Below are 25,762 nucleotides of genomic sequence, written 5' to 3'. Positions count from 1 at the left end.
TCCAGAGGGTCGCGGCCCTTGGGGTCCCCCTTGGCTGAGGGAGATTCAGGGGGAGCGAAAAAGCTTTTAAAAAAAGATTGAATGATTGAAAAAGATTGAACTAGAAGGTAAGTATGGAAGGAAGATAATATGAAATTCAAATCAGGCTTTGTCGCAATTATCGGCAGACCAAACGTAGGTAAATCAACACTCATGAATCAGGTCATTGGCCAGAAGATTGCCATCATGTCGGATAAGCCACAGACAACCAGAAACAAAATTCATGGTGTTTACACAACAAACACTTCACAAATCGTATTCCTGGACACACCGGGGATTCATAAAAGACAGTCCAAGCTAGGCGACTACATGAACCAGACTGCAATGAGTACACTGGGTGAAGTAGAAGCTGTGTTATTCCTTGTGGATGCGTCAGAGGGCTTGGGCGGTGGAGACCGTTACATTGCCGAGCAATTAAATGGTCTGAAGACACCGGTGATTCTGGTGCTCAACAAGATCGATAAAATAGAGCCGGAAGCTTTGCTCCCGCTTATGGCCCAATATAACAAGCTGCATGATTTTGCCGAAATTATTCCGATTTCTGCGAAGATGGGCAGCAATGTTAACACGCTGTTAGAGCAGGTTGCCAAGTACTTGCCGGAAGGCCCTCAGTATTATCCGGAAGATCAAATCACGGATCACCCCGAGCAATTTGTCTGCGCGGAATTAATCCGGGAGAAAATTCTGCATTTGACTCGTGAAGAAGTGCCGCACTCTATTGCTGTAGCCATCGAAGATATGAAGGTTGAGCCTAATGGAGTAGTACATGTTTCAGCTGTTATTTTTGTTGAGCGTGATTCCCAAAAGGGAATTATTATCGGCAAGCAAGGGGCAATGCTGAAAGAGGTCGGCAGACGGGCTCGGACAGATATTGAGAACCTGCTGGGTTCGAAGATTTTTCTGGAGCTATGGGTAAAAGTGAAAAAAGATTGGCGCAATCAGGACCGCGTTCTGCGGGATTTGGGCTTCCATAAAGACCTTTAAGTTAATTCCGTTATTCCTCGTTTGGTAGGAATTGCAAGGATAGAACCTGCTCCATCGCACCATCCTAATTCTTGATAAGAGACATCGTCTTTCCCAAGAAAGGATGAATACGAATGCGAAACTTTTCGTGGAAGTATTTTGCAATGACAGGAGACGTCGATGCTTACCTGCTGTATAAGGAAGCTGGCCATCCGCTTGAAGATAGTGGATTACAGCTAGTGGAGGAAGAGAAGGCCTGTGATGAAGAAGCGCAATAAGGACTGGTTGCTTGCCGAATGGTTGGGGGAAGAGGCATGCTACACAGGGTGGAAGGGATCGTCATCCGCAGCATGGACTACGGCGAGGGGAACGCAATTATTACGCTTTGCACCGAGAACGCGGGAAAAGTAGGGGTTCTGGTGCGTGGCGCAAAGAAGGTCAAAAGCCGCCATGCTGCATTGATCCAACTGTTCACCGTTGGGGAATTTGTTTTTTTTAGAAATAATGGAGGACTTGGGACACTGAATTCTGGCGAAATTACGAAGTCTCACCATCCGCTCCGTGAGGATTTGATCAAAGCTGCTTATGCGTCTTATGCGTGTGAACTGCTTGATCGTGTTCTGCATGATGAGGAAACGGGAAGCTTCTGGTTTCGCCAGCTTACGGCCTGTCTTAATGCACTTGAAGAGGACAAGGAACCCGGCGTTATCATAAATGTCTTTGAAATGAAAATCTTACAGGCAGCCGGTTATGGTCCTGAATTCGATTCTTGTGTAATTTGTGGTGCCGAGAAGCCGGATGATCAACTGCTGGTCAGCCCTCGCCTTGGTGGAGCACTGTGCCGCAGTTGTAAACATAATGACCCTCCAGCCATGGAGGTCTCTGCTCGTGCGTTGAAGCTGCTGCGATTATTCGCCAGACTTGACCTAACTAGACTAGGCAATGTGGATGTAAAGGAAAGCAGCCGGGATGAGCTGAAAAAAATTATGCGGGCCTTTATGGATGTGCAACTCGGATTAAAGCTGAAGTCACAAAGTTTCCTAGACCAGCTCGACAAGTACAAGATTTGACGAAAACTGATTTTTCCGTTACTATAGGATCAGTTTATTATATGATCGTCGTTATGCTCCAATTGGGGAGAGGCGTGCATTGATCGGGAAAGTAGTGGACTGTATTGTCGTTATTCAGCGAGCTGGGGGCAGTGGAAGCCTGGCGGGACAACGTTCATGAACATGGCACCCGGGAGTACGGATGCGGCGAGTGAAAGTGGATTTCGTTCTTGTCTTGGCAGCAAACTTGCTCATACAAGGTATGAAATCAAGTAGGGTGGAACCGCGGGAGAATAAGTTAAGCTCTCGTCCCTATGTCTGTTAATCAGGCATGGGGGCGGGGGCTTTTTGTTGCTGTCAGGAGCTAAAAGTGCCGCCTCCATGGTAGAAAGTTTTAGGCAAGCTGTTGTAAAAAACTTGTAAAGCGAAGGAGACGGTATTATGAACTTCCAGCAGATGATTTTGACACTGCAGCAGTTCTGGGCTGAACAGAACTGTATCATCGTACAGCCTTATGACACAGAAAAAGGCGCCGGCACGATGAACCCTATGACTTTTTTACGCTCGCTAGGTCCTGAGCCTTGGAGAGTGGCTTACGTAGAGCCTTCACGTCGTCCCTCCGATGGTCGTTATGGAGAGAACCCGAACCGTCTGTATCAGCATCACCAATTTCAAGTAATCATCAAACCCTCACCAGATAACATTCAAGAGATCTATTTGGATAGCTTGAAAGCACTCGGTATTGATCCGCTCTTGCATGACATCCGTTTTGTAGAGGATAACTGGGAGAATCCGTCGCTGGGCTGTGCAGGTCTGGGATGGGAAGTATGGCTGGACGGTATGGAGATCACTCAGTTTACTTACTTCCAGCAGGTAGGTGGCATCGAAGCGAATCCTGTTGCTGTAGAAATCACTTACGGTATGGAGCGCTTAGCCTCTTACATTCAGGATAAAGAAAATGTGTTCGATCTTGAATGGGTAAGCGGTATGACTTATGGTGATGTTTTTCATCAGCCGGAGTTTGAGCATTCTACCTACACTTTTGAAGTATCGGATGTAAAAATGTTATTCTCGCTGTTCAACATGTATGAAGAGGAAGCGCGTAGAGCGATGGAGAAACATCTTGTGTTCCCAGCCTACGATTATGTGTTGAAATGCTCACATAGCTTTAATCTACTCGATGCACGTGGAGCAATTAGTGTAACTGAACGGACTGGATTTATTACCCGTGTGCGTAATCTTGCCCGCTCCGTAGCGGCAACATATCTTGAGGAACGCGAGAAGCTTGGCTTCCCGCTGCTGAAGAAAGAAGGTGCTGACCGTGTCTAAAGATATCCTGTTTGAGATCGGTCTGGAGGAAATTCCTGCACGTTTTATCCGTGCTGCGATGGAACAGCTGCAGGATAGAATGTCCAAGTGGTTGGATTCTGCACGTATAAACCATGCTGGAGTTACTGCATATGCTACCCCGCGTCGTCTCGCTGTATTTGTTAAGGACGCGGCTGAGAAGCAAGAGGATATTAGCGAAGAGGTCAAAGGACCTTCACGCAAAATCGCGTTGGATGCAAACGGCGACTGGAGTAAAGCTGCACTAGGATTTGCCCGCAGTCAGGGTGTATCTCCAGAGCAATTTACATTTAAAGAGCTAGCTGGCGTGGAATATATTTATGCCACAAAAAATAGTGCGGGTGTAGAGACTGCTTCTTTGCTCACAGAAGGACTTCTGGGTATTGTAAATGCGATGACTTTCCCGAAGAATATGCGCTGGGGAGCTTACGATTTTAAATTCGTTCGTCCGATTCGCTGGATGGTTGCTCTTTTTGGTAAAGAGATCATTGATTTGGAAATTACGGACGTAAAAGCGGGTAATGTGAGCCGTGGACATCGTTTTCTCGGTACAGAGACTGTAATTTCGGAGCCTGCACAATATGTGGAGAGCATGCGTGCGCAGCATGTACTTGTGGATGTGAAGGAACGGGAAACGCTCATCCTGGATCAAATCAACAAATTGGCTGAAGAGAAAAGCTGGACAATTGCGATTAAAGAAGATCTTTTGGAAGAAGTACTGTTCTTGGTAGAAACACCAACCGTGCTCTTTGGAACCTTTGATCCATCTTTCTTAGAGATTCCTCAGGATGTGCTGATTACCTCGATGCGTGAGCATCAGCGTTATTTCCCTGTTTTTGATGCAGCTGGCAAACTGCTGCCATTCTTCGTAACGGTACGTAACGGGAATGCAGAATCCTTGGATGTTATCGCTAAGGGAAATGAAAAAGTGCTTCGTGCTCGTCTATCAGATGCCAAATTCTTCTATCAAGAAGATCAAAAAATGAAGATTGACGATGCGTTAGCCAAGCTTGAGAACATTGTTTACCATGAAGATTTGGGCAGCGTAGGGGATAAGGTGCGCCGTATTCGCCAAATCTCTGATCGTCTGGCTGTGAAGCTTGGACTGTCAGCTACTGCTGTGTCCGAAGTAAGTCGCACTGCGGATATTTGTAAATTCGACCTTGTCACACAAATGGTTTATGAATTTCCTGAGCTGCAAGGAACTATGGGTGAAGATTATGCACGTAAAGCAGGCGAGCCTGAAACTGTGGCAAAAGCGATCTTCGAGCATTATCAGCCACGATTTGCAGGAGATGCTGTACCTTCAACAGAAGCAGGTTCAGTTGTCAGCATAGCGGACAAAATCGATACGATTGTTGGCTGCTTCTCCATCGGCATCATCCCGACAGGATCTCAGGATCCATATGCGCTGCGCCGTCAGGCTGCAGGAATTGTCCAAATTGTGCTTGAGCATAAATTGCCAATTACGCTGCGCGAAATTTTTGAAGCGGCGATTGAAATTCATGAAAATTCAGGAAATACGAAACATTCTGGAGATGAACTACGTATAAACCTGTACGAGTTCTTCGGTCTGCGTGTAAAACGTCTTTTATCTGACAATGTACGCTATGATGTTGTGGACGCTGTAACAGCGGCTGGTTTTGACGACGTGGTAGATGTTGTGGGCAGAAGTCGTGCTCTTATGGCTGCTGTGTCCGACCAAGCAGATTTCAAGATTACCGTAGATTCGCTTACTCGTGTCAGTAATTTGGCAAGTAAAGCAACTAGTGAAGTGATTGATCCTGCTTTACTTAAAGAAGATGCTGAATTGCAGCTTTTCAATACATGGCAGGAGCTTCACACACCTTACCTGAAAGCTATGGCGGCAAAAAATGCCGAAGAAGCACTTCGGATTCTTTCGGGTCTAAAAGACGCCGTTACAACATTTTTTGATTCCGTTATGGTTATGGCTGAGGACGAGCAAGTGCGTGCTAACCGTTTGGCTCTGCTTGCTGGTATTGATGCTGACTCCAAGTCGTTCGCTGATTTCGCGAAGCTTGTCTGGTAATTTTAATCAAGAAAATTTGAATCTTATGGTATAGAATGTTGGTTTGGGGTATAAATATACGGAACGGTGCCAATGCGTCATTTGACATCCGTTCCGTATTTATGCTTAGAAAGAAGGATTTCTTGCGGAGAGGGCGTATATATATTACACGGGAAATTGGTGATGATCATGGAGAAGTCCCAGTCTAGAACGATAGTGGTGGATGGGGATGCTTGTCCGGTCAAAAAAGAGATCGCTGAGGTAGGTCGCACCTTTGGTGTTCCGGTACTTATGGTATCTTCTTATGACCATGCACTGAAAGCTGAAGAGGGTGTAACGGTTGTGCAGGTGGATCGAGGAGATCAGAGTGCCGATCTATATATTGCCAATCATATTACTGCAGGAGATGTGGTACTGACTCAAGATTATGGTCTTGCGGCACTTGCACTAGGTAAACGATGCAGTGTGCTTTCATTTCGTGGTCAGGAATACGACAATTCCAAGATGGATTTTATGTTGGAGGGAAGACATGCCAGGGCCGTGGAACGAAGACGGGGACATTATTCCAAGGGTCCAAAACCCATAACGGCAGAAGAAAAAACTTATTTTCAACATAAACTGACAAAACTTTTAATACTTTTGCAGGAGAATGTGTAGCAATAGCGAATTATATTTATTTGTTAAGAGATGAAGGTGGTTGAAGTGGCTAGCGGACACGGCAATATTCCGGAAGAGGTTATCGAAAGCGTGCTTGCGCGTCATGATATAGTCGATACAGTCGGTAAGGTTGTTCATTTGTCCAAGCAGGGGAAATATTTATGGGGCCTCTGCCCGTTCCATTCGGAGAAAACCCCTTCCTTTACTGTTACCCCCGACCGGGGAGTATTTCATTGCTTTGGCTGCGGTATGGGTGGAAATGCCATCAAATTTAGGATGGAAATCGAAGGATTAACCTTCCCCGAAGCTGTCAGAATAATGGCTGAAGAAAGTGATATTCCCGTTCCAGAAGGTAAGGGAGGTATGATGTCTCCCCCTGATCCGGAACGCGACCGGTTGATTCAAGCTTATGAATGGTCGGCAAAGTTCTATCATTACTTGCTGAAGAATACGGAACACGGCAAAGCCGCTATGGACTATTTAAGAGGCCGGAACTTCAGTGATAAAATGATTGACCAGTTTCAGATCGGATATGCTCCGGACCGCTGGGATACTTTGCTGCAGTTTTTGGAGAAACGAAATTTTGACCTTGCGGAAATGGAGAAAGGCGGACTTCTGTCAGCCCGCGGTGAGGGCAAAGGCTATTTGGATCGTTTCCGTGGCCGGATTATTTTTCCGATTGCCAACCGTACAGGCAAGGTAATCGCATTCGCCGGAAGAATACTTGGAGAGGGTCAACCTAAGTATTTAAATTCTCCGGAGAGTAGATTGTTTAACAAAAGCCGGATATTGTACAATTTGCACCAGTCCAAAGCATCCATTCGCAAAACTCGACAAATCGTCCTGTTTGAAGGATACGGAGATGTCATCTCATCCTGGGAAGCGGGTGTGCATAACGGCGTAGCAACGATGGGAACGTCCTTGACGGAGGGTCATGTGGCACTTATGAAGAGCCTGGCTGATGAAATTATACTGTCTTACGACGGTGACCGGGCGGGACAAGCAGCAGCCATGAAGGCCATTCCGATGCTTGAAGGCAGCGGCCTGCGTGTAAAGATCGCCTTACTGCCAAGCGGGGTGGATCCGGATGAATTTATCTCCAAGCATGGAGGAGAAAGATTTAAAGATCAGGTTATTGATTCAGCAGTTTCATCCATAAAATTTAAGCTTATATATCTGAAAAAAAACCATATACTCCTAGAGGAAGATGGCAAAATCGCCTATGTCAAGGAAGCCTTAGAAGTTATTGCTTCACTGCATTCCTCAACAGAGCGAGAGGTTTATCTGAAGGAAATCGCTGCTGAACTCGAACTTTCATATGATAGTTTGAAGCAGGATTGTAATTTACTTAGGGCATCGATGCAAAAAAACATCCCTGAAGGGGATAATAACGACAAAAGGTGGAATAATGGTAGGCATAAAAAAGGGCAGGTGCAGACACCGACCTTACTACCCGCTTATCATGTCGCGGAACGGCGTCTATTGTCCTTTATGATTCAGGACCCGGAAGCCGCCACGTATGTGGGCGAACGCCTCGGAGAAGATTTCAACATCGTTGATCATGCGGCAATTGCTGCTTATCTATATGCCTATTACGCGCAAGGCAAACCACCCGGCATTAGTCGGTTTCTATCATCACTTCAGGATGATCGTCTGGAAAAAACTGCGACATCAATATCCATGATGGATACCCCTCCGGACTGGAATATGCAGGTTCTAGATGATTGTATTCGTGAAGTGCGGAAATACCCACTGCAACGCAAAATGGAACAGAAGCGTGAAGAGATGATTCAGGCTGAAAAGTCAGGTGACTTTTTGCGTGCGGCACAAATAGCAAGTGAGATTATAGCCCTAGAGAGACAATGACATGTTGACAGGATGTACCTAGGGAGGAGGGAGTCGAATTATGGCGAACGATCAGCATACTGAATTGGAAGCAGAATTTACTTTGGATCAGGTGAAGGATCAGCTCATTGAGCAAGGTAAGAAAAGATCATCATTAAATTACAAAGATATTATGGAGAAATTATCGCCGTTTGATCAAGACCCCGAGCAAATGGAGGAGTTCTACGAGCAACTCAGTGATTTGGGAATTGAGGTTGTAAACGAGAACGATGAAGAGGTTAACAGCCTCCGACCAAGCGAGGATAATGAGGATAAAGACAGCGATGATTTCAGCTTTGATGACGATCTGTCACTGCCACCAGGGATAAAGATTAATGACCCTGTCCGTATGTATCTAAAAGAAATCGGACGCGTTCCTTTGTTGTCGGCTGACGATGAAGTTGAGCTTGCTATGCGGATTAAGAATGGCGATGAAGAAGCTAAACGCCGTCTTGCAGAAGCGAACCTGCGTCTCGTAGTAAGTATCGCGAAACGTTATGTCGGACGCGGTATGCTGTTCCTGGATCTGATTCAGGAAGGTAATATGGGTCTGATCAAAGCAGTAGAGAAATTTGACCATAATAAGGGATTCAAATTTAGTACGTATGCTACTTGGTGGATTCGCCAGGCCATCACTCGTGCGATTGCGGATCAGGCGCGTACCATTCGTATTCCTGTACACATGGTGGAAACGATCAACAAGCTGATTCGGGTTTCTCGCCAATTGCTGCAAGAACTGGGACGTGAACCTTCCCCAGAGGAAATTGCGGCTGAGATGGAACTGACGGTTGAGAAAGTTAGAGAGATCATGAAGATTGCCCAAGAACCTGTATCCTTGGAAACACCAATTGGTGAAGAAGATGACTCTCATCTGGGAGATTTCATTGAGGATCAGGAAGCATTGGCTCCTGCGGATGCAGCGGCTTATGAACTCCTGAAGGAACAACTGGAGGATGTGCTGGACACGCTCACGGAGCGTGAAGAGAATGTACTTCGCCTGCGTTTTGGCCTTGATGATGGACGGACAAGAACGCTTGAAGAAGTCGGCAAGGTGTTTGGTGTTACCCGGGAACGGATTCGCCAGATCGAAGCCAAAGCATTGCGCAAACTTCGTCACCCTAGCCGCAGTAAACGGCTTAAGGATTTCCTTGAATAGTATTTCATGAACTGGACCTTCTGCTGCTCAGTGGCAGGAGGTTCTTTTATTTGAAATTTACGCTGGTAAAAAATGTGTTGACCTTGTGTATCTGGAAAGAAGGATGAACCAGTGAATTTGGAAAAACGCGACATCATTATAAAAGAGATTCAGTATTGGAGAAAAAGCCGGTTGCTGCCAGAGCAGTATTGCGATTTCTTAACCAATCTGTATGACGATGAGGATGCGAATAAGGATAACAATCCAATTTCGCTGAGAAATTTACAGCAGGGAAGCATCAAAATTTGGCTGTTTTCTTTTGGAATTATTTCCTTGATTTTCTTGATTAGTCTTTATTTTAGCGTTTTTCCTTGGCCTTTGCAACTTGCAACCGCACTATCTGTATTAATTATTTGTTATGGATACTCCGCCGTTTATAAGGACCGGAACAATGTTATCAGTCTTATCCTAGCGGGGCTGGGCAGTGTTTTAACGCTTGGTTTTGGGCTATGGCTGATTGATTTGCATGATCTGGATCCTCAGCTCTGGAGGCCTATTCTAATTGGGTGCTGCGGCTTGTTATGGTGTATTTTGGGATTTTTACTCCGGATAGGTTTGTTGCAGTACTGTGGTTTTGCTTTTTGGGCATTACTGTATGCAGGGTTCTTCGGTGGAAGAAGCCCGGAAGCCTCTATATTTGAACTGGAGTTCCTATGGCTGCCATTGTGTGTGCTGATGGTATGGTTAAGCTGGCTTTTGCATCATAAGGTAAGGGGTGTTGCCAGTGTTTATTTTGCAGTGGGAGTATCGCTTTGGATCATGCCAGAGCTTGACGCTCTTTTATTAAGACAGGATTATCCGCAGTGGATTTCATTGATGCTGATCCTAAAGATTGCAGCAGGGTTAGCTTTGTTGTTTGGGTTTCGAAAAAAATGGATAACGTGGGTGGCAACATGAACAATGTGAAATTATCAGATCGGCTTCAGCAATTGCTGGAGCAAATTCCGCAAGGAAGCAGATTAGCAGATATCGGTTCCGATCATGCCTTGCTTCCTGTGGCCGCTGTCGAAAGCGGTAAGGCTGTGTTTGCAATTGCAGGTGAAGTAAACCCGGGTCCCTTTGATGCTGCTTGTAAGGGCGTTGCAGAGGCTGGACTAGGGAAGGTGATCTCGGTGCGCCGAGGAGACGGCCTTGAGGTTCTGGAACCTGGTGAAGTCAATTGTATCACGATTGCTGGCATGGGAGGCGCATTAATTGCCGCGATTCTGGACCGGGGTCAAAGCCAAGGTAAGCTAAAAGATGTTACAACCCTTTTGCTTCAGCCGAATGTAGGCGAGGATATTTTGCGCCGCTGGTTATTAAATAATAAATGGGTACTCGTAGCTGAGAGAATTTTGGAAGAAGACGGGAAGCTATATGAAGTATTGACGGCTGTACCAGAAAATACGGACGCTGGAATTACAAATGAAAGTGTATATCGTGAATTAACCTTGGGGGATTCCGCTAAGGTCCTTGGGCAAGAGGCCTTGCTGCAAATGGGACCATGGTTGCTTCAAGCACCAAATGCTGTGTTTTTTGCTAAGTGGCAGGGTGAGATTCAGAAATTGGAAGGCATTTTAACATCGTTGTCACGTTCAGAACTAGAATCTGCTGAGAATAAACGGAAACAGATTCAAGGTCAGATCAGGGAAATTACGGAGGTGCTACAATGTTTGCCAAGGGACAAACAGTAATTCAGTATATGGAGCAACTGGCTCCTAAGCATTTAGCTGAGGATTGGGACAAAATCGGCCTTCAACTGGGCACGCTGCGAAAAGAAATAACTAATGTATTAGTTGCTTTAGATGTGAATGATGAGGTAGTTGAAGAAGCGATTCGTCTAGGCTGCAATTTGATTATTGCGCATCATGCGATTATTTTCCGTCCATTGCAAGGAATCCAGACAGACACACCGGCGGGCAAAATGTATGAAAAATTAATCAAGAATGACATTGCGGTGTACATCAGCCACACGAATCTGGATGTTACCGAAGGTGGAATGAATGATTGGATGGCGGAAGCTCTTGGCATAGAAAACGGAGTACCCATCAAAGACATTCATTCAGAGCAATTATCAAAGCTGGTAGTATTTGTGCCGAAGGATCATCATCAGAAGGTTCTGGATGCTATCCTGAATGCTGGAGCAGGGGCAATTGGCAACTATAGTCATTGCAGCTTCAATATCGAGGGATACGGTACTTTTATTCCAGGAGAAGGCACGGATCCTTATATCGGGGAAAAAGGTAAGATGGAACGTGCCGAGGAAATTCGTATTGAGACGATCGTCCCGCACTCCATCCGCAATAAAGTGGTGCAGGCTATGCTTAAGGCCCATCCTTATGAAGAGGTTGCCTATGATTTGTATTCAATGGATCTTAAAGGCCGCAGCTTAGGACTTGGGCGGGTAGGAAAGCTCAAAGAGCCTACAACCCTTGGACAATTCGTGGAGACGGTAAAAAAAGGTCTGAAGGTAGACCATGTACGGGTTGTTGGTGATTTGGACCGTCCAATTCGTAAAGCCGCTGTTCTCGGTGGCTCGGGTGGAAAGTATTATAACAGTGCTATTTTCCGCGGTGCGGATGTTCTGGTTACTGGGGATCTGGATTATCATACAGTACAGGATGCTGCGCTCGCCGGAATCACTCTGATTGATCCGGGACATAATGCGGAGAAGATCATGAAAGAGAAAGTAGCGGAGTGGATGGCTGGAAAACTGGCCGAGCATAAGTATGATACAGCTGTACATGCTTCGCAGGTGAATACGGAGCCATTTAAGTTCCTATAAAATTGCCATTTAATAATGCTTGTGCCAGACATGTGATGTCTGTATAATATATAATGTTGTTCGGAAAGTTTGACAGACAATCGCCGGTGACGTGAAGACGTCACGGGAGGAAAGTCCGGGCTCCATAAGGCAGGATGCTGGATAACGTCCAGTCGGCGCGAGCTGAAGGATAGTGCCACAGAAATGGACCGCCGATGGCCGCCTTAGGGCGGCACAGGCAAGGATGGAACCGAGGTGTAAGAGACCCCGAGGAACGCTGGTGACTTCGTTCCTGGTAAACCCCATCTGGAGCAAGACCTAATGAGACGCAGCTGAATAAGCAGCCTTAGCCTGAGGCGCGTCTAGGTTGGTCGCTGGAGCTGTGCAGTAATGTATGGCCTAGATAGATGATTGTCGCTTATGGTGGGAGGGTAGTTCCCGATCGAACCACGACGAGCACAGAACCCGGCTTACGGCAAACTTTCCTAACTGCAACGTTATAATAACAACACCATACAAACGGCGACGTATCCCGGTAACCCGGCTACGCCGCCTTTTTTGTTGCAGACAAATGCGGATAAGGCAAATATATAAAGCAGTGAATGCGTGAAAATGCAGGTGTTTAGTAACGTGATATGCAGAAATTGGATTTTTTAAAAGAATTGCTAGCGGCAGATGGGCTGATGACTGGTGGTTGATGAGCTGATTGTTGATGGCTGGTGGCTGGTGGTTGATGAGCTGATGGGCTGATGACTGGTGGTTGATGAGCTGATGGCTGATGGCTGATGGCTGATGGGTTGATGGGCTGATGGGCTGATGAGCTGATATGCTAACGGACCGAGATGCAGCTATTTGTGTATTTTATGCCTTTTTGGAGGAGTTTCGGACTGGAGAGCCGTTATTCGGCATAAACAGGGTGGATATCGGGCGTTTTGAATCCAATAGTGACTATGGAGTCCGATAGCAAACCAAATGAGCGGAATTGATGCAAATAAGAGCGCTGGGGTCCGATACGAACCTCCCGAACTCCCGAACTCAGAACTCCAGAACTCAGAACTCCAGAACTCCAGAACTCCAGAACTCCAGAACTCCAGAACTCCAGAACTCCATAGTTACTTTGAAGCCAGAATTAGATTAGTAGCTAGCAAACTGTAACAATGCGGAGCTTGGCTAATCTTCTGCGGGAAGATTGGAGTTAGTAGCAAAATATCAATTGTAACCTCTGGCTGTAACTTCGCTGTGAAATCGGGGTTAATTGAGTGGTAGATGTGTTGAGTAACTAGAGGATAATTGGTGATGCGGAAAGCGAAATGTGGGGAATTGGATATATGATGTGCAAAGGGTAGAAACGCGAATGTGAAAATGCGAAATGAGATGTGCAGAAACGCGAATGTGAAAATGCAAAACGAGCTGTGCAGAAACGCCGAATGTGAAAATACGAAATGAGCTGTACAGAGACGCTGAAATGTGGAAATCAGAAATGAGCTGTGTAGACACACAAATGTGGAATTGCGAAATGAGATTTGCAAAAACGCTAAAAGTAGAAATGCGAAAATTTGATTTGCAGAAATGCGTAAAGGTAACATTCTGCAAATGCGCAAAAGTGAAGACGCAGAAATCTGCTCACAAAAAATGGCTTCTCCGTCCAATAAAGGATGGAGAAGCCGTTTTAATTAGCTATCGTGGCTATTGATTATGAGCAGTTATTCACGACCGAACGATGTTTTGATTTTGCTGCCATTGAACCAATGCTTTCTCTAGACGTTGAACAGCAGCAGGAACTAGTTCGGGTGGCGTATGCGTGAAGTTAAGGCGCATTTTGTTTTTGTGAGGCTCCGCTGAATAGAATACCTCTCCGGGTACGAACGCTACTCCGTTTTCCACTGCCAGCGGGAGTAATTCTTTAGTGTTAATCTCTTCAGAAAGGGTAAGCCATAGGAACATGCCGCCTCTTGGCTCGAGGAAATGTGCTCCTTCCCAGTTATGTGATCTGAGCTCCGCGGACAGGAGCTTCATACGCGAATGATACTCTTTTGAGATGAGGCGGATATGCTGTTCAATATCAAAATGCAACAGCAGCTCATCTAAAGCACGCTGGTCGATGGTGCTGGAATGCAGATCGGCTGCTTGCTTTGCCTTGGCGATGGTCTTGATTAGTTCAGAATCGCCGATAATCCAGCCGGTGCGCAGGGCAGGGGCGACGATTTTGGAGAAGGTCCCTGTGTAGACTACACAATGATCCCCGCCGAAGCTTCTATCGATGGAGGCTAATGAGGGGGGATATAGAGTTTTATCTTCATCAAAGGTTATTTCTCCATAGGGATTGTCCTCTAGAATAAGAACACCGTAACGGCGGCAGATTTCAACCACCTTCTCGCGGCGTTCTTTACTCCAGGTTGCTCCAGACGGATTGTTGAAGGTCGGAACTGCGTATAGCAGTTTTGGCCGATGTATCCGAATCTGCTCTTCCAACTGATCCGGCAGAATGCCATGTTCATCATTTGGTATCGAATGAATAGCAGCCCGGTAAGAACCGAGTACCTGTAGTGCTGCCAAATAGGTGGGCGCTTCCACAAAAACTGCATCGCCGGGATCCAGCAATATTTTGCATAACAGATCTATAGCTTGCTGTGAGCCTGTAGTCAATACCATCTCAGAGGCTGTAACCGGGATACCTTGACGGGTAAGCCTTTCAGCGATTTTGTCACGTAGTGGAGTAAAACCCTCAGTAAGCCCATATTGAAGCGCTGAGGTGTCGCTGGAGAGCACGCGATTATAGGCATCACGTACGGCCTCCAAGGGAAACAAATCCTCCCCAGGCAGCCCGCCTGCAAGTGAAATGATGTCATTGCCCTGTGTAACTTTTAGAATCTCCCGAACTGCTGATGACCCTAGATGATTGGCTGCCGTTGAGTATTTGATATCCATAAATTAGTTCTCCACCTTTCGATTTGATGCTATCATAATAGGAGTGCTGTATAACAGTAAAGCGTTGAATATAACAGTGGAGGTGAAGGGTTCATGCATATCGATTTGAATCGCAGCGGCAGCAAAACTCTGCCCCATCAAATCAGTGAAACCCTCAGTCAGCGGATCTCATCAGGACTGCTTCAGCAAGGTGTCCGGCTGCCCTCCGTTAGAAGTCTAGCTATAACATTGAACGTGAGTCAGGTTACAGTAAGCAAGGCTTACGATATGCTTGAGAGACGAGGACTTATTTACTGCAGACAGGGTAAAGGCTGCTTTGTAGCCGATCCAACCCATAATAGACGTCAAGAAGAGGGTTGCTGGCAGGATTTATATGATGATTATTTGCCGCGGGCTCAGCTTTGGCGGAATTTTGATGTTTCGGAAGTGAAATATCCCTTTCATATAGCCGCCATCCACAGTGAGCTGCTGCCACTTCAAGATATTGGTGACACCTACGCGTCCTTGGTCAAAGAGCAACCGGAGCTTATGGCGACCTACGGAAATTTTCAGGGAGATCTTAAGCTGCGGAATGTCATGAGAGAACATTTGAAATCGCGTGGGATTTCGCTAACTTCTTCCGATTTGATGATAACCAGCGGGACCCAGCAAGGCATTGATCTGGTGGCTCGTACATTTGTTGGTCCTGGAGATACAGTATATCTTGAGGCGCCTAGCTATACTGGCGCTATTGATGTTTTTGCGGGACGAGGTGCAGAGATGATTTTTGTGCCTACGGATAGTGAAGGGATGCGGGTGGATATTCTTACAAAAATGTGTGATCAAAGACCCCCAAAGCTAATTTATACCATCCCTACTTTTCAAAATCCAAGCGGCGTAACTATGAGCATCACAAGAAGACAACGACTGCTGGAATTAGCGCGCAGCTACCGTTGCCTCATTGTTGAGGATGACCCATTTAGTGATTTATATTTCCATGAACCTCCACCTAGGGCGATTAAATCAATGGATCCCGATGGACATGTAGTCTATATGAAAAGCTTTAGCAAAGTACTTGCACCTGGTTGCCGAATTGCCTGTGTAGCCGCAGAAGGAAATATTCTGTCCCGGCTGATCGCCGCTAAATCTGCGAGTGACCTTGGAAGTCCCTTGCTGACACAGAAGGCCGTATTACCCTTCATCGCTGAAAAATACGACGCCTACGCAGCACAGCTACGAATTACACTCCGTGGTCGTATGGAAAAGGCGGCGAAGCTTCTGAAGCTGTACGCGCCGCCTGGAGTGAACTATATTCTACCAGAGGGAGGACTTAATCTCTGGCTGGAGCTGCCCCCTTCTCCTGATATCGCAAGCCTGCATGACTTGGCGGAGCAGGAGAGCATTTCTTTTTTACCCGGTGATGTCTGTTACTCTGCGGAAACGCCTTCCCGCCACATCCGTCTTTGCTATTCGCAAATGAAGGAACCGGAAATGGAGGAAGGGTTACAGCGGTTTCTGCGCTTACTTGGCCGGTTTTTGCAATGACACGGTTAAGGGGTGTTATTTGTTCTTTGTTTTAATTGATTCATTTGCTGGCGTACATGTTGAGGGAAAAGCTGCAATGGGACTTGATTGCCGCTTGCCGCTTGTAGCGTTTTATAAATATCGACCTGACCCCAGCCAAAATATTTATCATGGCCGGAAGTTCCCAGATCAACAGCGTTTTTGGTCATAAGGTCCATAACTTCCTTATTCGTCAGATTAGGATTCAGTGAACGTACCAAACCCGCCAGCGCAGCGACATGGGGACTGGCCATCGACGTGCCGGATAAAGCGGCATATTGGCTGTCCGGATAGGTGCTTGCGATGCTTTCTCCGGGTGCAGCGACATCAATATAATCGCCGTAGTTGGAGAAGGAGGCTTTTTCCCCTGAAGCATTTGTAGCAGCCACTGCAATCACTTCGGGATAAGCTGCAGGGTATCCAGGCCGCTCTGTATTATCATTGCCTGCTGCAGACACAAGCACGATGTCCCGGTCGTAGGCGTATTTAATCGCATCATGGAGGAACTGAGAGTCGGCATAATTCCCTAAACTTAAGTTAATAACCTTTGCGCCATTGTCAGCTGCCCATATGATACCTTCTGCTACGGAATAAGTCGTTCCGGCACCTGAGTTATCTAGCGCTTTTACAGGGAGGATCTTATTGTACCAGCTGATGCCAGCTACACCTTCCCCGTTGTTAACAAGTGCGCCAATGATTCCAGATACATGTGTACCGTGACCTACATCATCCTCGGGTGTGGAACCATTGGTAATGGCATTATAACCAGTCAAAAGCTTACCTTGTAAATCAGGATGATTAATCTGTACTCCCGTATCCACCACGGCCACAACCACTTCTTTGCTGCCTTTGGAAAGATTCCACCCTAGCTCGGTTTCAATCGCCGGGAGGTTCCATTGGTAAGTGGAGAATAACATGTCGTTAGGAGTGACAGTTCCTTCAGCGTTTTTAGTGATGGTATCATTGGTTAAATACATATAGTGAGGTTCCGTATATTCGGGATGCCATTTGTTGGTGAAATAGGATTTGAGCTGATAGTAGGTCATCTTCTCAGAGCGAAAGATATAGGCATATCCCAGCTTGCGTGGCTGCTTGCAGTGGATATCGGCGACTATCGTCTGGAGCTGTCCTTGAGTCGGAGCATTTCCCTGAAAACGGACTACAATTTCATTCTCATAAAAATGGCTGGCATTTTCGTTATCATGGCCTGTCTTGACCGTAATGTCCTTTAAGTTATCGGTATGGACTGATTCCACATGGTATTTGCCTTCCTTAGGATACGGAATGAGACGCAGGTTCTTCAGCTGATGGTCTGCCACACGCCCAAGCACCTTTTGGTTGATAAGTGCAATAATCCCTACATTTTTTTCTTTGTTCCGCTGAGCGATAAAGTAATATTTTTCTTTACCGATTGTAAACGTTGGAGATTCATAGGATTGATGACCGTGGATTGCTGATTTTGCCGTATTGAGATATTTTTGAAGCTGCTTGTTCTCCTGTTCGGTTCCTTTTGGAAAAGATGACTTAAAGGTCTCAGTCTTTTGTGTGCGAAAATCGATCCACATCAGCATGGAGATAAACCCGTGGTCTTGCTGCAATCGTTTCGCATACACTGATTTATCATGAATCGAAGACATCCCGTCTGTTTCAGACAGGAGTTTAGTTAAATGTCTACTGACATCGACTCTATTCAGATGATCTGTCGCCTCCACATCCTGGCCTAAGGAGGTTTTCTTTAATGTTTTTTCCTGAGAGGGATTTGGAGGTGAATGCAAAGCTGAAGTTGCAACCGGATTCTGAACAGCGACTTTAGCGGCATCTCTGGTCGTCCCATTAGTGGCAGGCCGCAGGGCAAAGGTAAGTAACCCAACTGTAAAAGCTGCTGTAACCAAACCTGCAACTGTTAGATTTTTTCGTGACATGATTTCCGCTCCTCTATGCAATGTAATGTCTATAGGTTTAGAAGAGAGCGTATCTTTTATGCATCTTAGAAAAGGATACCTTCCTAACGTTTTTTATGATAATATCAGAGAGAATAAGTATCTCGAATTGTCTTCTTGATTGTGTAAGAGATACCTCATTAGATGTTGTTCTTAATAATTGTTCAGAAGGTTAGACTTCTCTGTGTTCACATCCTGATATTGCAAGAATAAAGAGATACGTCCTTAGGGCGGTTTCTTTCAGAGGATTAACTTTATTGACTACAAGAGCAGGGAATAATAAGGAGGAGCAACCGCTATGTCAGCAGCCAATGTGCAGAAATTATGTGAATCGACGAGAGATAAACTTAAAGTGGTAATCGACAAAATGGAAGTATTTCTAAATGAGCATGCATTGCCTCAGCTTGTAGTTGAGGGAGATGAGGAAACTGTACAATTTTACCAAGGTTTTCTGTCCGATCTTCGTCATCTATTAGTGTTCTCGGAAATGTCATATGAGAAATTAGGCGTTGCGCTGCGTCGTGCGACATTCGATGAATCTTTTGCACAGAAAGCGCTTTATAATGTATATCACTATGGCGTGAACAACTTCTTTTATCCGAAAAATGAAAGCTATTCTGAAGATGGCCGTTACGCTTATACTGGTCAGGATGCAATCCGTTTCCGCAAAAAGCCAGTACGTCCCGCACGTGATATCATCCTAGAAATCACCAAAACGTATGAAGATCTTCGCGATGATCTCATTTATTATGAGAACGACTATTTGACCGAGAAACGTATGCAAAATCAGGTTTAACTTCTAAATAGTGATCTAAAGGGATCAGCACTTTGTCATTTTGTAATGACGATGAGCTGGTCCTTTTTTGCGTGGATTGAAAGCCTGTCTCGATACATCAACTGGAAACCACTCTGTCGAATAGCGGGTAAATGGAGCGGACATAATGAAGCCGAGGTGATAATTATGTCGAGTGAAAAACCATTAGTAAAATGTAGCGTGAGCAATTGTCATTATTGGGGTGAGCATAATTTATGCCGGGCTGAAGAAATTGTCATTGAGATCGATAAGCACGTAGGCAATGGTTATAAGGAAGAATATGCTGAAGAAATGACGAATGAAGGTCACCGCGATCATGCCAGTACATCATCTGCAACATGTTGTCTGACGTTTAAGCCGAACGCTTAGGAGGCCGCCAGAATGGACACAGAAAAGGATAATGAATCAAGCTCATCACGGGAACAATCCGTTCCGAGAAAAGTCATTCTTCGTCCGCGGAGAGTGGACTATCCTCGTCGGGACAGAGAGCATCGCGAAGAATACGCTGCTGAGGTAAATCCGGTTCCAATGCAGGTACGGGATGCCCCGCGTATAGTGGAAGAGCGCAAGGACAGTGAAGCGGAATATAGTGGAAGCCGGATAATGGGGTATGTTGGACTGGGGATGGGAATCGCCTCATTGTTCATCTGGTCCTTTATTCTCGGACCCATCGCTGCCGTAGTTGGTTATTATTCCTATGTCAAAGAGCAAAAAACGCTTGGGGCATGGGCAATGGGCTTAGGGATTGTTGCGACACTAAGCTACTTCGTGATGATTCCCTTTGCGCGCTAAAAAGAACTGAATGGCTTTGATCTAAACAGGCTTTTAGACCTAAATATCAGGGTCTGAAGTCTGTTTTTTCATTCCAACATATAGCAATAATCTCAGATAAAATGTAAGATTAAGCCGTAATTCATCGAAATTTCAACGCGAAACCTTATATATGATTCGAGTAGGACAAAAAAAGGAGTGCGCCAGCATGCAGATCAATCCCGCTGTAACCGACGGGTTAGGGCAGCTTAAATGGATCAACCTTAAGGCTACAACCGAAAAAACTAGCTCCGCGAATGGAAATGAACGGTCAACGGGGGTTTCAGCTTCTGGATTTGCGACAATGCTTCAGGCAATGTCAACGAGTAGTGAAAGTTCAAGCTATTTGACCTCTCTCCCGGATGCAACTTCAGTCAGCAGCTTGTTATGGCAGCAGATAGGTGGGACAACAGAAACCTTCAATAACATAATTTCCGGGGAAATAACGGGTTCTACACCTACAAGCTATGATGATCTCATCCAGAAGGCGAGTGCTAAATATGGCGTGCCGATTGATCTGATCAAAGCAGTGATTGATACTGAATCTTCGTTTAATCCTAATGTGGTCTCTTCGGCAGGGGCTAAAGGTTTAATGCAGCTTATGGATGGCACCGCGAGCGGCTTAGGGGTTACTGATTCGTTCGATCCGGCGCAAAACATTGATGGCGGCGTACGTTATTTATCTTATCAACTGAAACGCTTTGGCGGAGAGGAAAAGATGGCACTTGCAGCGTACAACGCAGGGCCGGGACGGGTAACAGATCTTGGAGTAACCAATGATCAGGAATTATTGGAGAAACTTAGCCTGCTTCCAAAAGAGACACAGTCTTATATCTTCAAAATAGAACGCGCTCGCGCTCAATACGCGGTATAATAAAAAGGATCAAACGGGAAACACCGTTTGATCCTTTTTCGATAATAAGTTCACTCAACGAAGTAAAGGAGACATTTGACATATGCTTTACTGGGATTATGCCGCCGCTACACCGCCCTATGAAGAAGTGGTGCAGACGATGGAACAAATTATGAAGCTGCATTATGCGAACCCTTCCTCTTTACACCGTGCGGGCAGTGAAGCGGGTAAGCTGATCAGACGGTCGCGTGAAGTATGCGCTGCTGCTTTATCTGTACAACCGCAGGAGATTCTATTTACTTCTGGTGCAACGGAAAGCAATAATTTGGCGATAAAAGGCGCTGCTCTGCAATATCAGACTAGAGGCCGCCATTTGGTAACTACAGAAATAGAGCATCCCTCTGTATATGAGAGTTTCCTGCAATTGCAGCGAATGGGCTGGGAGGTTACTTTTGTAGCACCCGATAGCACTGGCGTTGTTGATCCTGAGCGCGTAGCTGCTGCTGTCCGGCGCGACACAGTGCTTGTTAGTGTGATGCATGTCAATAACGAGATTGGAACGATACAACCGCTTAAAGAGATGGGTAAGCTGATTAAAGCTGTGAATCCGCGAACCTTATTTCATGTAGATGGTGTTCAGGGATATGGTAAGCTTGTAGTTGATCTAAAGGATTGGCAGGTGGATCTTTATAGCCTGTCTCCTCATAAGCTTCGAGGCCCACGTGGAGTGGGATTACTGTATATCAAAGATGGAATTAAGCTATTCCCATTGCTTACAGGGGGCTCTCATGAAGAAGGACAACGCGCTGGAACTGAAAATGTACCTGCGATTGTCGCATCCTCCAAAGCTATCCGCATGAGTGGTGAGCAGCGCGAACCCTTCGTTGCCCAGTTGGTTCCACTCCGAGATCGATTATTACGCTTCTTGCGCACCGTTCCTGAATTTGTTATAAACAGCAGAGAGGATGGAGCTCCCCATATTGTGCATTTCTCTTACCCTGGCATGAAGGGAGAGGTATTCGCCCGCAAGCTGGAGGAACTGGGGATGGTAGTCTCCACCCGCTCGGCTTGCTCCTCACGACTGGCTGAGCCTAGTCGTGTGTTATTGTCTATGGGTAAAGATGTCTCCAGTGCTTTAGGTGGGATTCGTATTAGCCTTGGCGACAGTCATACAGATGAGGATGTCTCTGCGCTTGAGCAAGCATTAACCACTGCGGTACAAGCTTTAAAGATTGCTGAAGGAGGAATGAAGTAACATATGAGCATGATGAACAAGGAATCTGCAGAAGGCAGAGCCCATAGTATAGAATACGCTGATATGCTGCTCCTGCGTTTTGGGGAGTTTACTTTAAAGGGCAAAAATCGTACCCGATTTGAAAAAACCGTACTGCGTCATGTGAAGGAATTGATTAAGCCTTATCCAAACGTAGTTCTGAGCAAGGAATTCGGAAGAATTTACGTGGAACTGAACGGGGAATCTGCGATTGAATTGGTACAAGCACTGAAGAATGTCTTTGGCATTGCTTCTGTCAGTCCAGTGAAGGTTTCTAAGTCAGAGCTTGAGGATATTGTAGCGGTAAGCCGTCAATTTTTGGAGATAATCGCGCCTGCTCCGGGCACCAGATTTAAGGTTAATGCTCGGCGGGTATGGAAAGAGTTCCCTTACGGCTCCATTGAGATGAATAAACTGATCGCGACACCACTATTGCAAGGATATCCTGGCCTCACCGTAGACGTTAAATCGCCTGAATTAGAGCTGAGGGTCGAAATTCGTCAGGGACATACTTATATTTTCTGTGAAAATATTGCCGGTGTAGGTGGATTTCCATTAGGCACTAACGGAAAAGCGATGTTATTGCTGTCCGGTGGCATTGATAGTCCCGTAGCAGGCTGGTCATCCATGCGGCGCGGACTTGAAGTGGAGTGCGTGCATTTCTACAGTTATCCTTATACAAGCGAGCTTGCTAGACAAAAGGTTGTGGATCTTGCGCGAGTATTGTCACGCTATGCGGGTGTAATCAAGCTGCATCTGGTACCCTTTACAGAAGTGCAGACTTCCTTTACCGGCATCGGCCAGGATAATCTGATTATTACACTGATGCGGCGGGCAATGCTGAGAATTACTACCCAGCTTGCGGAGCGCGAAGGTGCATTGGCGATTGTAACCGGGGATAGTCTGGGACAAGTCGCTAGCCAGACCTTGCCAAGCATGAACGTGATTGGCCGGGCGACAACCCTCCCCCTTCTGCGTCCGCTGGTAATGATGGACAAAAGTGATATCGTGGACCTGTCGAAGAACATCGGCACCTATGAGTTGTCTATCCTTCCTTATGAGGATTGTTGTACTTTATTTGTTCCAAAATCACCTACAACAAATCCGAATTTACGGATTGTGGATAAGATAGAGGCTACGCTTCCGGGATATTCTGAACTTCTGGAAGCGGCGATTGAAGCCACAGAGACCGTGTTAATCACTCCTTATGGAGATGAGAAGCCTAGTGATGTTGTAAGTGTCGAGGCGGGATTACAGGAAGAATGGTTCTAAAATAATAAACCAAAAAACTGCCTTGGAGTGTAGTGAAATCTACGTTCTGAGGCAGTTTTTTGTGGTTTAGACGATTGTGCCCTCCTGAGGCTCTTCTGGTTTTGATTGGCGTTTCCAATGTCCCGCTGCCAAGATACCTATAATGATCACGATTATAAACAGATATTTGAGCAGCGGATGATGATCAAAAAATGGCGCAAGCTGATGTTCATCTGTCATCATACTTGAAGCAGTAAAGCCTAAGACAGCAGAACCAATATAAATGATCCATGGATATTTGTTGATTAATTTAATAAAAAGGGTACTTCCCCACACCACGATGGGAACACTGATCAGCAGTCCTATGATAACCAGTGAGATATTATGCTTGGCAGCTCCGGCAATGGCGATCACATTATCAAGGCCCATGGCAGCATCAGCTAAAATGATTGTACCTACAGCGGACCACAAGCTTTGACCTGCCTTGATATCTGTTGAAGTGTTCTCACTGGTTAACAGCTTATAGGCAATCAGAATGAGTAAAATCCCTCCGGCAAGCAGTAACCAGGGGATTTTCAACAGCCATACGACCAGAATCGTTGCGAAGATCCGCAACACTACAGCGCCTGCTGTTCCAAATACGATAGCCTCTTTTTGCGTGTCGGACGGTAAATTACGCGCTGCAAGTCCGATCACAATGGCATTATCTCCCGCCAGAATAAGATCTAGAAAAATAATGTTGAGCAGCGATAATATAAACTCCCAGATGGATGTATTCAAAGCGAAGTCACTCCCAAGTTTTGTTAGATTGAGCTGCAAAATATGCTTAGTTTTGTATACGCAAAAAAAGGAGCCAACATGCGTTCACGCTCAAAAAAAGTTGGACAGGAAGCATAGCTTGTCATTTCCGAACATACAAGTAGTTACATGTGACTCGGGGAGGTAAGTGCGAATGGATTCATTATTGCTCCTTGGTGAAATATTGATGATCAATCTGGTGCTGAGCGGAGATAATGCAATGGTTATCGCAATGGCCAGCAAGGATCTTTCGGCGAAGCACCGAAAGACTGCGGTATGGTGGGGCTCAGCAGGCGCAGTTGTTCTGCGGTGTTTGCTTACTTTTGTTGCGGTATTGCTATTAAAAATCCCTTATATTCAGGCTGGAGGGGGGATGCTGCTGCTATGGATAGCGTTCAAGCTGCTGTTGGAGGAAGAGGAGGATCTCAGAGTAAGGGAATCTTCCTCAGTCTGGAAAGCAATCCGAACGATTCTTGTAGCGGACTTTATTATGAGCCTGGATAATGTACTAGCCATTGCGGGAGTAGCTAAAGGAGATTTAGCTTTAATTGTCATCGGGATTGCCCTTAGCATTCCGATAGTAGTGTGGGGAAGCGGCATCATTGTAGGCTGGCTGCATCGGTTTCCAGTGCTCGTATTTATCGGTGCTTATATATTGGCGTTTACAGCAGGGGATATGTTGCTTCAGGATGCAAAATTAGGGACGATGCTCTCCTTTTTATTCCCCTCCTTACATTCCTTTTTGCCCATTGCCTTAGGCATATTAGTTGTGGTTACGGGAGCAATTAAACGCAGAAAAACATCTGCAGGTTAATAAACTGCAATAAAAGGCAATACTAAACGGACATCTCCATAAATTGGAATTGTCCGTCTTTTTTGCGCGATCAGAAGTGCTTATAGACACTGATTAATCACAGGGAGTGATGGCATTTTGTGTATGTTTCGGATAATATATGAGTAAGAATCCTGTCGCTTTCAGGCTATAAGGTGACGAGGAAATGAGGTAGACGTGAAATTGAAGGGATGGGTGAAGGATGTCTTCAAAGAAAGATATACAGCTAGGAATTTTTATTGTTGCTGCTGGCATCGTGATTTTATTAGGTAAGCTGGGCGTCTTCGGATTTTTGGGCCGCGCGCTTTGGCCTCTAGTGATTTTAATTCCAGGAATAGTGCTGCACATGTTATTTTTCAGCCGTCGTGCTTCGGCCTCGGTATTGGTTCCTGCTGGGATATTAACGGTGTACGGTTTGTTGTTTGGCCTTTGCAATATTTGGGGATGGGGGCTTATGAGTAACTTATGGCCTGTGCTGTTGCTTGGTCTTGCCGTGGGCTTGTATGAATATTCTATCTATGAACCAAGACGGACGGGTGGACTGTCAGCAATTGCTGTAACATTAGGCTTACTAAGCCTTGCACTTTGTATTTTCAACCTTATGGGCACCGGCGCGATCTACCTGATCGGGATTGTATTAATAGCTGCAGGAATTTGGCTGATTACCGGTCGAGGCAGAGCACGTGGCCGGAATAGATGGTACCGAAGTTAATTGCTGTAGGATCTTGTGAAAAAAAACGGAAATTGGTAACTGTTTTTTCATAAAAAGACTTGCTTTTCATGGTACTTTCACTATAATATTAATGTTATGTTGA

The 25,762-nt window shown here is 45.8% G+C and carries 23 protein-coding genes and 1 other RNA gene; 21 read left to right on the top strand and 3 right to left on the bottom strand.

Annotated elements, in window-relative coordinates; all coding sequences use genetic code 11:
• Positions 1-129 precede the first annotated feature (129 nt).
• The 12 genes from era to rnpB all read left to right on the top strand — a co-directional run bounded on the left by era (position 130) and on the right by rnpB (position 12,394).
• Positions 130-1,023, top strand: coding sequence for a GTPase Era (gene era, locus NYE72_RS23500; RefSeq protein WP_036683823.1), 894 nt, complete (start codon positions 130-132; stop codon positions 1,021-1,023).
• Positions 1,024-1,136: 113 nt separating this feature from the next.
• Positions 1,137-1,280: a YqzL family protein gene (locus NYE72_RS23495; RefSeq protein ID WP_076098533.1), complete on the top strand. Its 144-nt coding sequence runs from the start codon at positions 1,137-1,139 to the stop codon at positions 1,278-1,280.
• A gap of 36 nt (positions 1,281-1,316) precedes the next feature.
• Positions 1,317-2,072, top strand: a complete 756-nt coding sequence (gene recO, locus NYE72_RS23490; RefSeq protein ID WP_036683821.1) for a DNA repair protein RecO — start codon at positions 1,317-1,319, stop codon at positions 2,070-2,072.
• Between the two features lie 420 nt (positions 2,073-2,492).
• Positions 2,493-3,380, top strand: a complete 888-nt coding sequence (gene glyQ / locus NYE72_RS23485) for a glycine--tRNA ligase subunit alpha (protein WP_036683820.1) — start codon at positions 2,493-2,495, stop codon at positions 3,378-3,380.
• Entirely contained in the window at positions 3,373-5,448 is a 2,076-nt protein-coding gene (gene glyS / locus NYE72_RS23480; protein WP_339210553.1) for a glycine--tRNA ligase subunit beta, read from the top strand. Before glyQ ends, glyS begins: the two co-directional genes overlap by 8 nt.
• Positions 5,449-5,610: 162 nt before the next feature.
• Positions 5,611-6,084 (top strand): DUF188 domain-containing protein, encoded by a 474-nt coding sequence (locus tag NYE72_RS23475; RefSeq protein WP_036683807.1) that lies wholly within the window; start codon positions 5,611-5,613, stop codon positions 6,082-6,084.
• A gap of 45 nt (positions 6,085-6,129) precedes the next feature.
• Complete coding sequence (dnaG, locus tag NYE72_RS23470; RefSeq protein WP_036683805.1) at positions 6,130-7,950, top strand: DNA primase; 1,821 nt, start codon at positions 6,130-6,132, stop codon at positions 7,948-7,950.
• A 40-nt stretch (positions 7,951-7,990) separates the two neighbouring features.
• The gene (gene rpoD, locus NYE72_RS23465) at positions 7,991-9,124 is read left to right on the top strand and encodes an RNA polymerase sigma factor RpoD (RefSeq protein ID WP_036683799.1); all 1,134 of its coding nucleotides are present in this window, start codon (positions 7,991-7,993) and stop codon (positions 9,122-9,124) included.
• 111 nt (positions 9,125-9,235) lie between these two features.
• Complete coding sequence (locus NYE72_RS23460; RefSeq protein WP_036683797.1) at positions 9,236-10,060, top strand: hypothetical protein; 825 nt, start codon at positions 9,236-9,238, stop codon at positions 10,058-10,060.
• Between the two features lie 5 nt (positions 10,061-10,065).
• Positions 10,066-10,836 carry a class I SAM-dependent methyltransferase gene (locus NYE72_RS23455; protein ID WP_076098591.1) on the top strand — a complete coding sequence of 257 codons (771 nt, stop codon included), beginning with the start codon at positions 10,066-10,068 and terminating at the stop codon, positions 10,834-10,836.
• A complete protein-coding gene (locus NYE72_RS23450) occupies positions 10,812-11,927 on the top strand; it encodes a Nif3-like dinuclear metal center hexameric protein (RefSeq protein ID WP_339210551.1) in 1,116 nt (371 codons plus the stop codon). The genes NYE72_RS23455 and NYE72_RS23450 overlap by 25 nt, the downstream gene beginning before the upstream one ends.
• 64 nt (positions 11,928-11,991) lie before the next feature.
• An RNA gene (rnpB, locus tag NYE72_RS23445) (RNase P RNA component class A) lies at positions 11,992-12,394 on the top strand.
• Positions 12,395-13,613: 1,219 nt separating this feature from the next.
• Here the strand turns inward: rnpB and NYE72_RS23440 are convergent.
• The gene (locus NYE72_RS23440; protein ID WP_076103770.1) at positions 13,614-14,834 is read right to left on the bottom strand and encodes a PLP-dependent aminotransferase family protein; all 1,221 of its coding nucleotides are present in this window, start codon (positions 14,832-14,834) and stop codon (positions 13,614-13,616) included.
• 93 nt (positions 14,835-14,927) lie between these two features.
• Here NYE72_RS23440 and NYE72_RS23435 point away from each other — a divergent pair, with 93 nt between their 5' ends.
• Entirely contained in the window at positions 14,928-16,358 is a 1,431-nt protein-coding gene (locus NYE72_RS23435) for a PLP-dependent aminotransferase family protein (protein ID WP_339210549.1), read from the top strand.
• A 5-nt stretch (positions 16,359-16,363) separates the two neighbouring features.
• Here NYE72_RS23435 and NYE72_RS23430 read toward each other — a convergent pair whose 3' ends face one another.
• Positions 16,364-18,298, bottom strand: coding sequence for a S8 family peptidase (locus tag NYE72_RS23430; RefSeq protein WP_339210547.1), 1,935 nt, complete (start codon positions 18,296-18,298; stop codon positions 16,364-16,366).
• A gap of 316 nt (positions 18,299-18,614) precedes the next feature.
• On the opposite strand from NYE72_RS23430, the gene NYE72_RS23425 reads away from it, so the two are divergent.
• From NYE72_RS23425 to thiI, 6 genes are all read left to right on the top strand, one after another.
• Positions 18,615-19,112 carry a YpuI family protein gene (locus NYE72_RS23425; protein ID WP_036683764.1) on the top strand — a complete coding sequence of 166 codons (498 nt, stop codon included), beginning with the start codon at positions 18,615-18,617 and terminating at the stop codon, positions 19,110-19,112.
• Between the two features lie 165 nt (positions 19,113-19,277).
• Positions 19,278-19,499, top strand: coding sequence for a DUF1540 domain-containing protein (locus tag NYE72_RS23420; RefSeq protein WP_036683762.1), 222 nt, complete (start codon positions 19,278-19,280; stop codon positions 19,497-19,499).
• 12 nt (positions 19,500-19,511) lie between these two features.
• A complete protein-coding gene (locus tag NYE72_RS23415; RefSeq protein ID WP_339210545.1) occupies positions 19,512-19,922 on the top strand; it encodes a hypothetical protein in 411 nt (136 codons plus the stop codon).
• Positions 19,923-20,109: 187 nt separating this feature from the next.
• Positions 20,110-20,814, top strand: coding sequence for a lytic transglycosylase domain-containing protein (locus tag NYE72_RS23410; RefSeq protein WP_038572880.1), 705 nt, complete (start codon positions 20,110-20,112; stop codon positions 20,812-20,814).
• 82 nt (positions 20,815-20,896) lie between these two features.
• Positions 20,897-22,048 carry a cysteine desulfurase family protein gene (locus NYE72_RS23405; protein WP_339210543.1) on the top strand — a complete coding sequence of 384 codons (1,152 nt, stop codon included), beginning with the start codon at positions 20,897-20,899 and terminating at the stop codon, positions 22,046-22,048.
• 9 nt (positions 22,049-22,057) lie between these two features.
• Positions 22,058-23,338 (top strand): tRNA uracil 4-sulfurtransferase ThiI, encoded by a 1,281-nt coding sequence (gene thiI / locus NYE72_RS23400; protein WP_256721462.1) that lies wholly within the window; start codon positions 22,058-22,060, stop codon positions 23,336-23,338.
• Positions 23,339-23,404: 66 nt separating this feature from the next.
• Here the strand turns inward: thiI and NYE72_RS23395 are convergent, their stop codons facing one another.
• On the bottom strand, positions 23,405-24,097 hold the full coding sequence (locus NYE72_RS23395; protein ID WP_339210541.1) for a TerC family protein: 693 nt from the start codon (positions 24,095-24,097) through the stop codon (positions 23,405-23,407).
• 172 nt (positions 24,098-24,269) lie between these two features.
• Between NYE72_RS23395 and NYE72_RS23390 the strand changes: the two genes are divergently transcribed.
• Positions 24,270-24,929: a TerC family protein gene (locus tag NYE72_RS23390; protein ID WP_036683728.1), complete on the top strand. Its 660-nt coding sequence runs from the start codon at positions 24,270-24,272 to the stop codon at positions 24,927-24,929.
• Between the two features lie 220 nt (positions 24,930-25,149).
• The gene (locus NYE72_RS23385) at positions 25,150-25,659 is read left to right on the top strand and encodes a hypothetical protein (RefSeq protein WP_076146036.1); all 510 of its coding nucleotides are present in this window, start codon (positions 25,150-25,152) and stop codon (positions 25,657-25,659) included.
• Positions 25,660-25,762: the final 103 nt, after the last annotated feature.

This window comes from Paenibacillus sp. FSL L8-0333, from assembly GCF_037965665.1.
Classification (GTDB): Bacteria; Bacillota; Bacilli; order Paenibacillales; family Paenibacillaceae; genus Paenibacillus_AQ; species Paenibacillus_AQ odorifer.
The sequence above is the reverse complement of the archived record's forward strand: the minus strand, read 5'-3'. Positions and strand labels throughout refer to the sequence as shown.

Bases quoted from the DNA above. Each gene is read 5' to 3' on its own strand.
- era (WP_036683823.1), top strand. From the start codon at position 130: ATGAAATTCAAATCAGGCTTTGTCGCAATTATCGGCAGACCAAACGTA.
- NYE72_RS23495 (WP_076098533.1), top strand. From the start codon at position 1,137: ATGCGAAACTTTTCGTGGAAGTATTTTGCAATGACAGGAGACGTCGAT.
- recO (WP_036683821.1), top strand. From the start codon at position 1,317: ATGCTACACAGGGTGGAAGGGATCGTCATCCGCAGCATGGACTACGGC.
- glyQ (WP_036683820.1), top strand. From the start codon at position 2,493: ATGAACTTCCAGCAGATGATTTTGACACTGCAGCAGTTCTGGGCTGAA.
- NYE72_RS23475 (WP_036683807.1), top strand. From the start codon at position 5,611: ATGATCATGGAGAAGTCCCAGTCTAGAACGATAGTGGTGGATGGGGAT.
- rpoD (WP_036683799.1), top strand. From the start codon at position 7,991: ATGGCGAACGATCAGCATACTGAATTGGAAGCAGAATTTACTTTGGAT.
- NYE72_RS23450 (WP_339210551.1), top strand. From the start codon at position 10,812: ATGTTTGCCAAGGGACAAACAGTAATTCAGTATATGGAGCAACTGGCT.
- NYE72_RS23440 (WP_076103770.1), bottom strand. From the start codon at position 14,834: ATGGATATCAAATACTCAACGGCAGCCAATCATCTAGGGTCATCAGCA.
- NYE72_RS23435 (WP_339210549.1), top strand. From the start codon at position 14,928: ATGCATATCGATTTGAATCGCAGCGGCAGCAAAACTCTGCCCCATCAA.
- NYE72_RS23430 (WP_339210547.1), bottom strand. From the start codon at position 18,298: ATGTCACGAAAAAATCTAACAGTTGCAGGTTTGGTTACAGCAGCTTTT.
- NYE72_RS23425 (WP_036683764.1), top strand. From the start codon at position 18,615: ATGTCAGCAGCCAATGTGCAGAAATTATGTGAATCGACGAGAGATAAA.
- NYE72_RS23420 (WP_036683762.1), top strand. From the start codon at position 19,278: ATGTCGAGTGAAAAACCATTAGTAAAATGTAGCGTGAGCAATTGTCAT.
- NYE72_RS23415 (WP_339210545.1), top strand. From the start codon at position 19,512: ATGGACACAGAAAAGGATAATGAATCAAGCTCATCACGGGAACAATCC.
- NYE72_RS23410 (WP_038572880.1), top strand. From the start codon at position 20,110: ATGCAGATCAATCCCGCTGTAACCGACGGGTTAGGGCAGCTTAAATGG.
- NYE72_RS23405 (WP_339210543.1), top strand. From the start codon at position 20,897: ATGCTTTACTGGGATTATGCCGCCGCTACACCGCCCTATGAAGAAGTG.
- thiI (WP_256721462.1), top strand. From the start codon at position 22,058: ATGATGAACAAGGAATCTGCAGAAGGCAGAGCCCATAGTATAGAATAC.
- NYE72_RS23390 (WP_036683728.1), top strand. From the start codon at position 24,270: ATGGATTCATTATTGCTCCTTGGTGAAATATTGATGATCAATCTGGTG.
- NYE72_RS23385 (WP_076146036.1), top strand. From the start codon at position 25,150: ATGTCTTCAAAGAAAGATATACAGCTAGGAATTTTTATTGTTGCTGCT.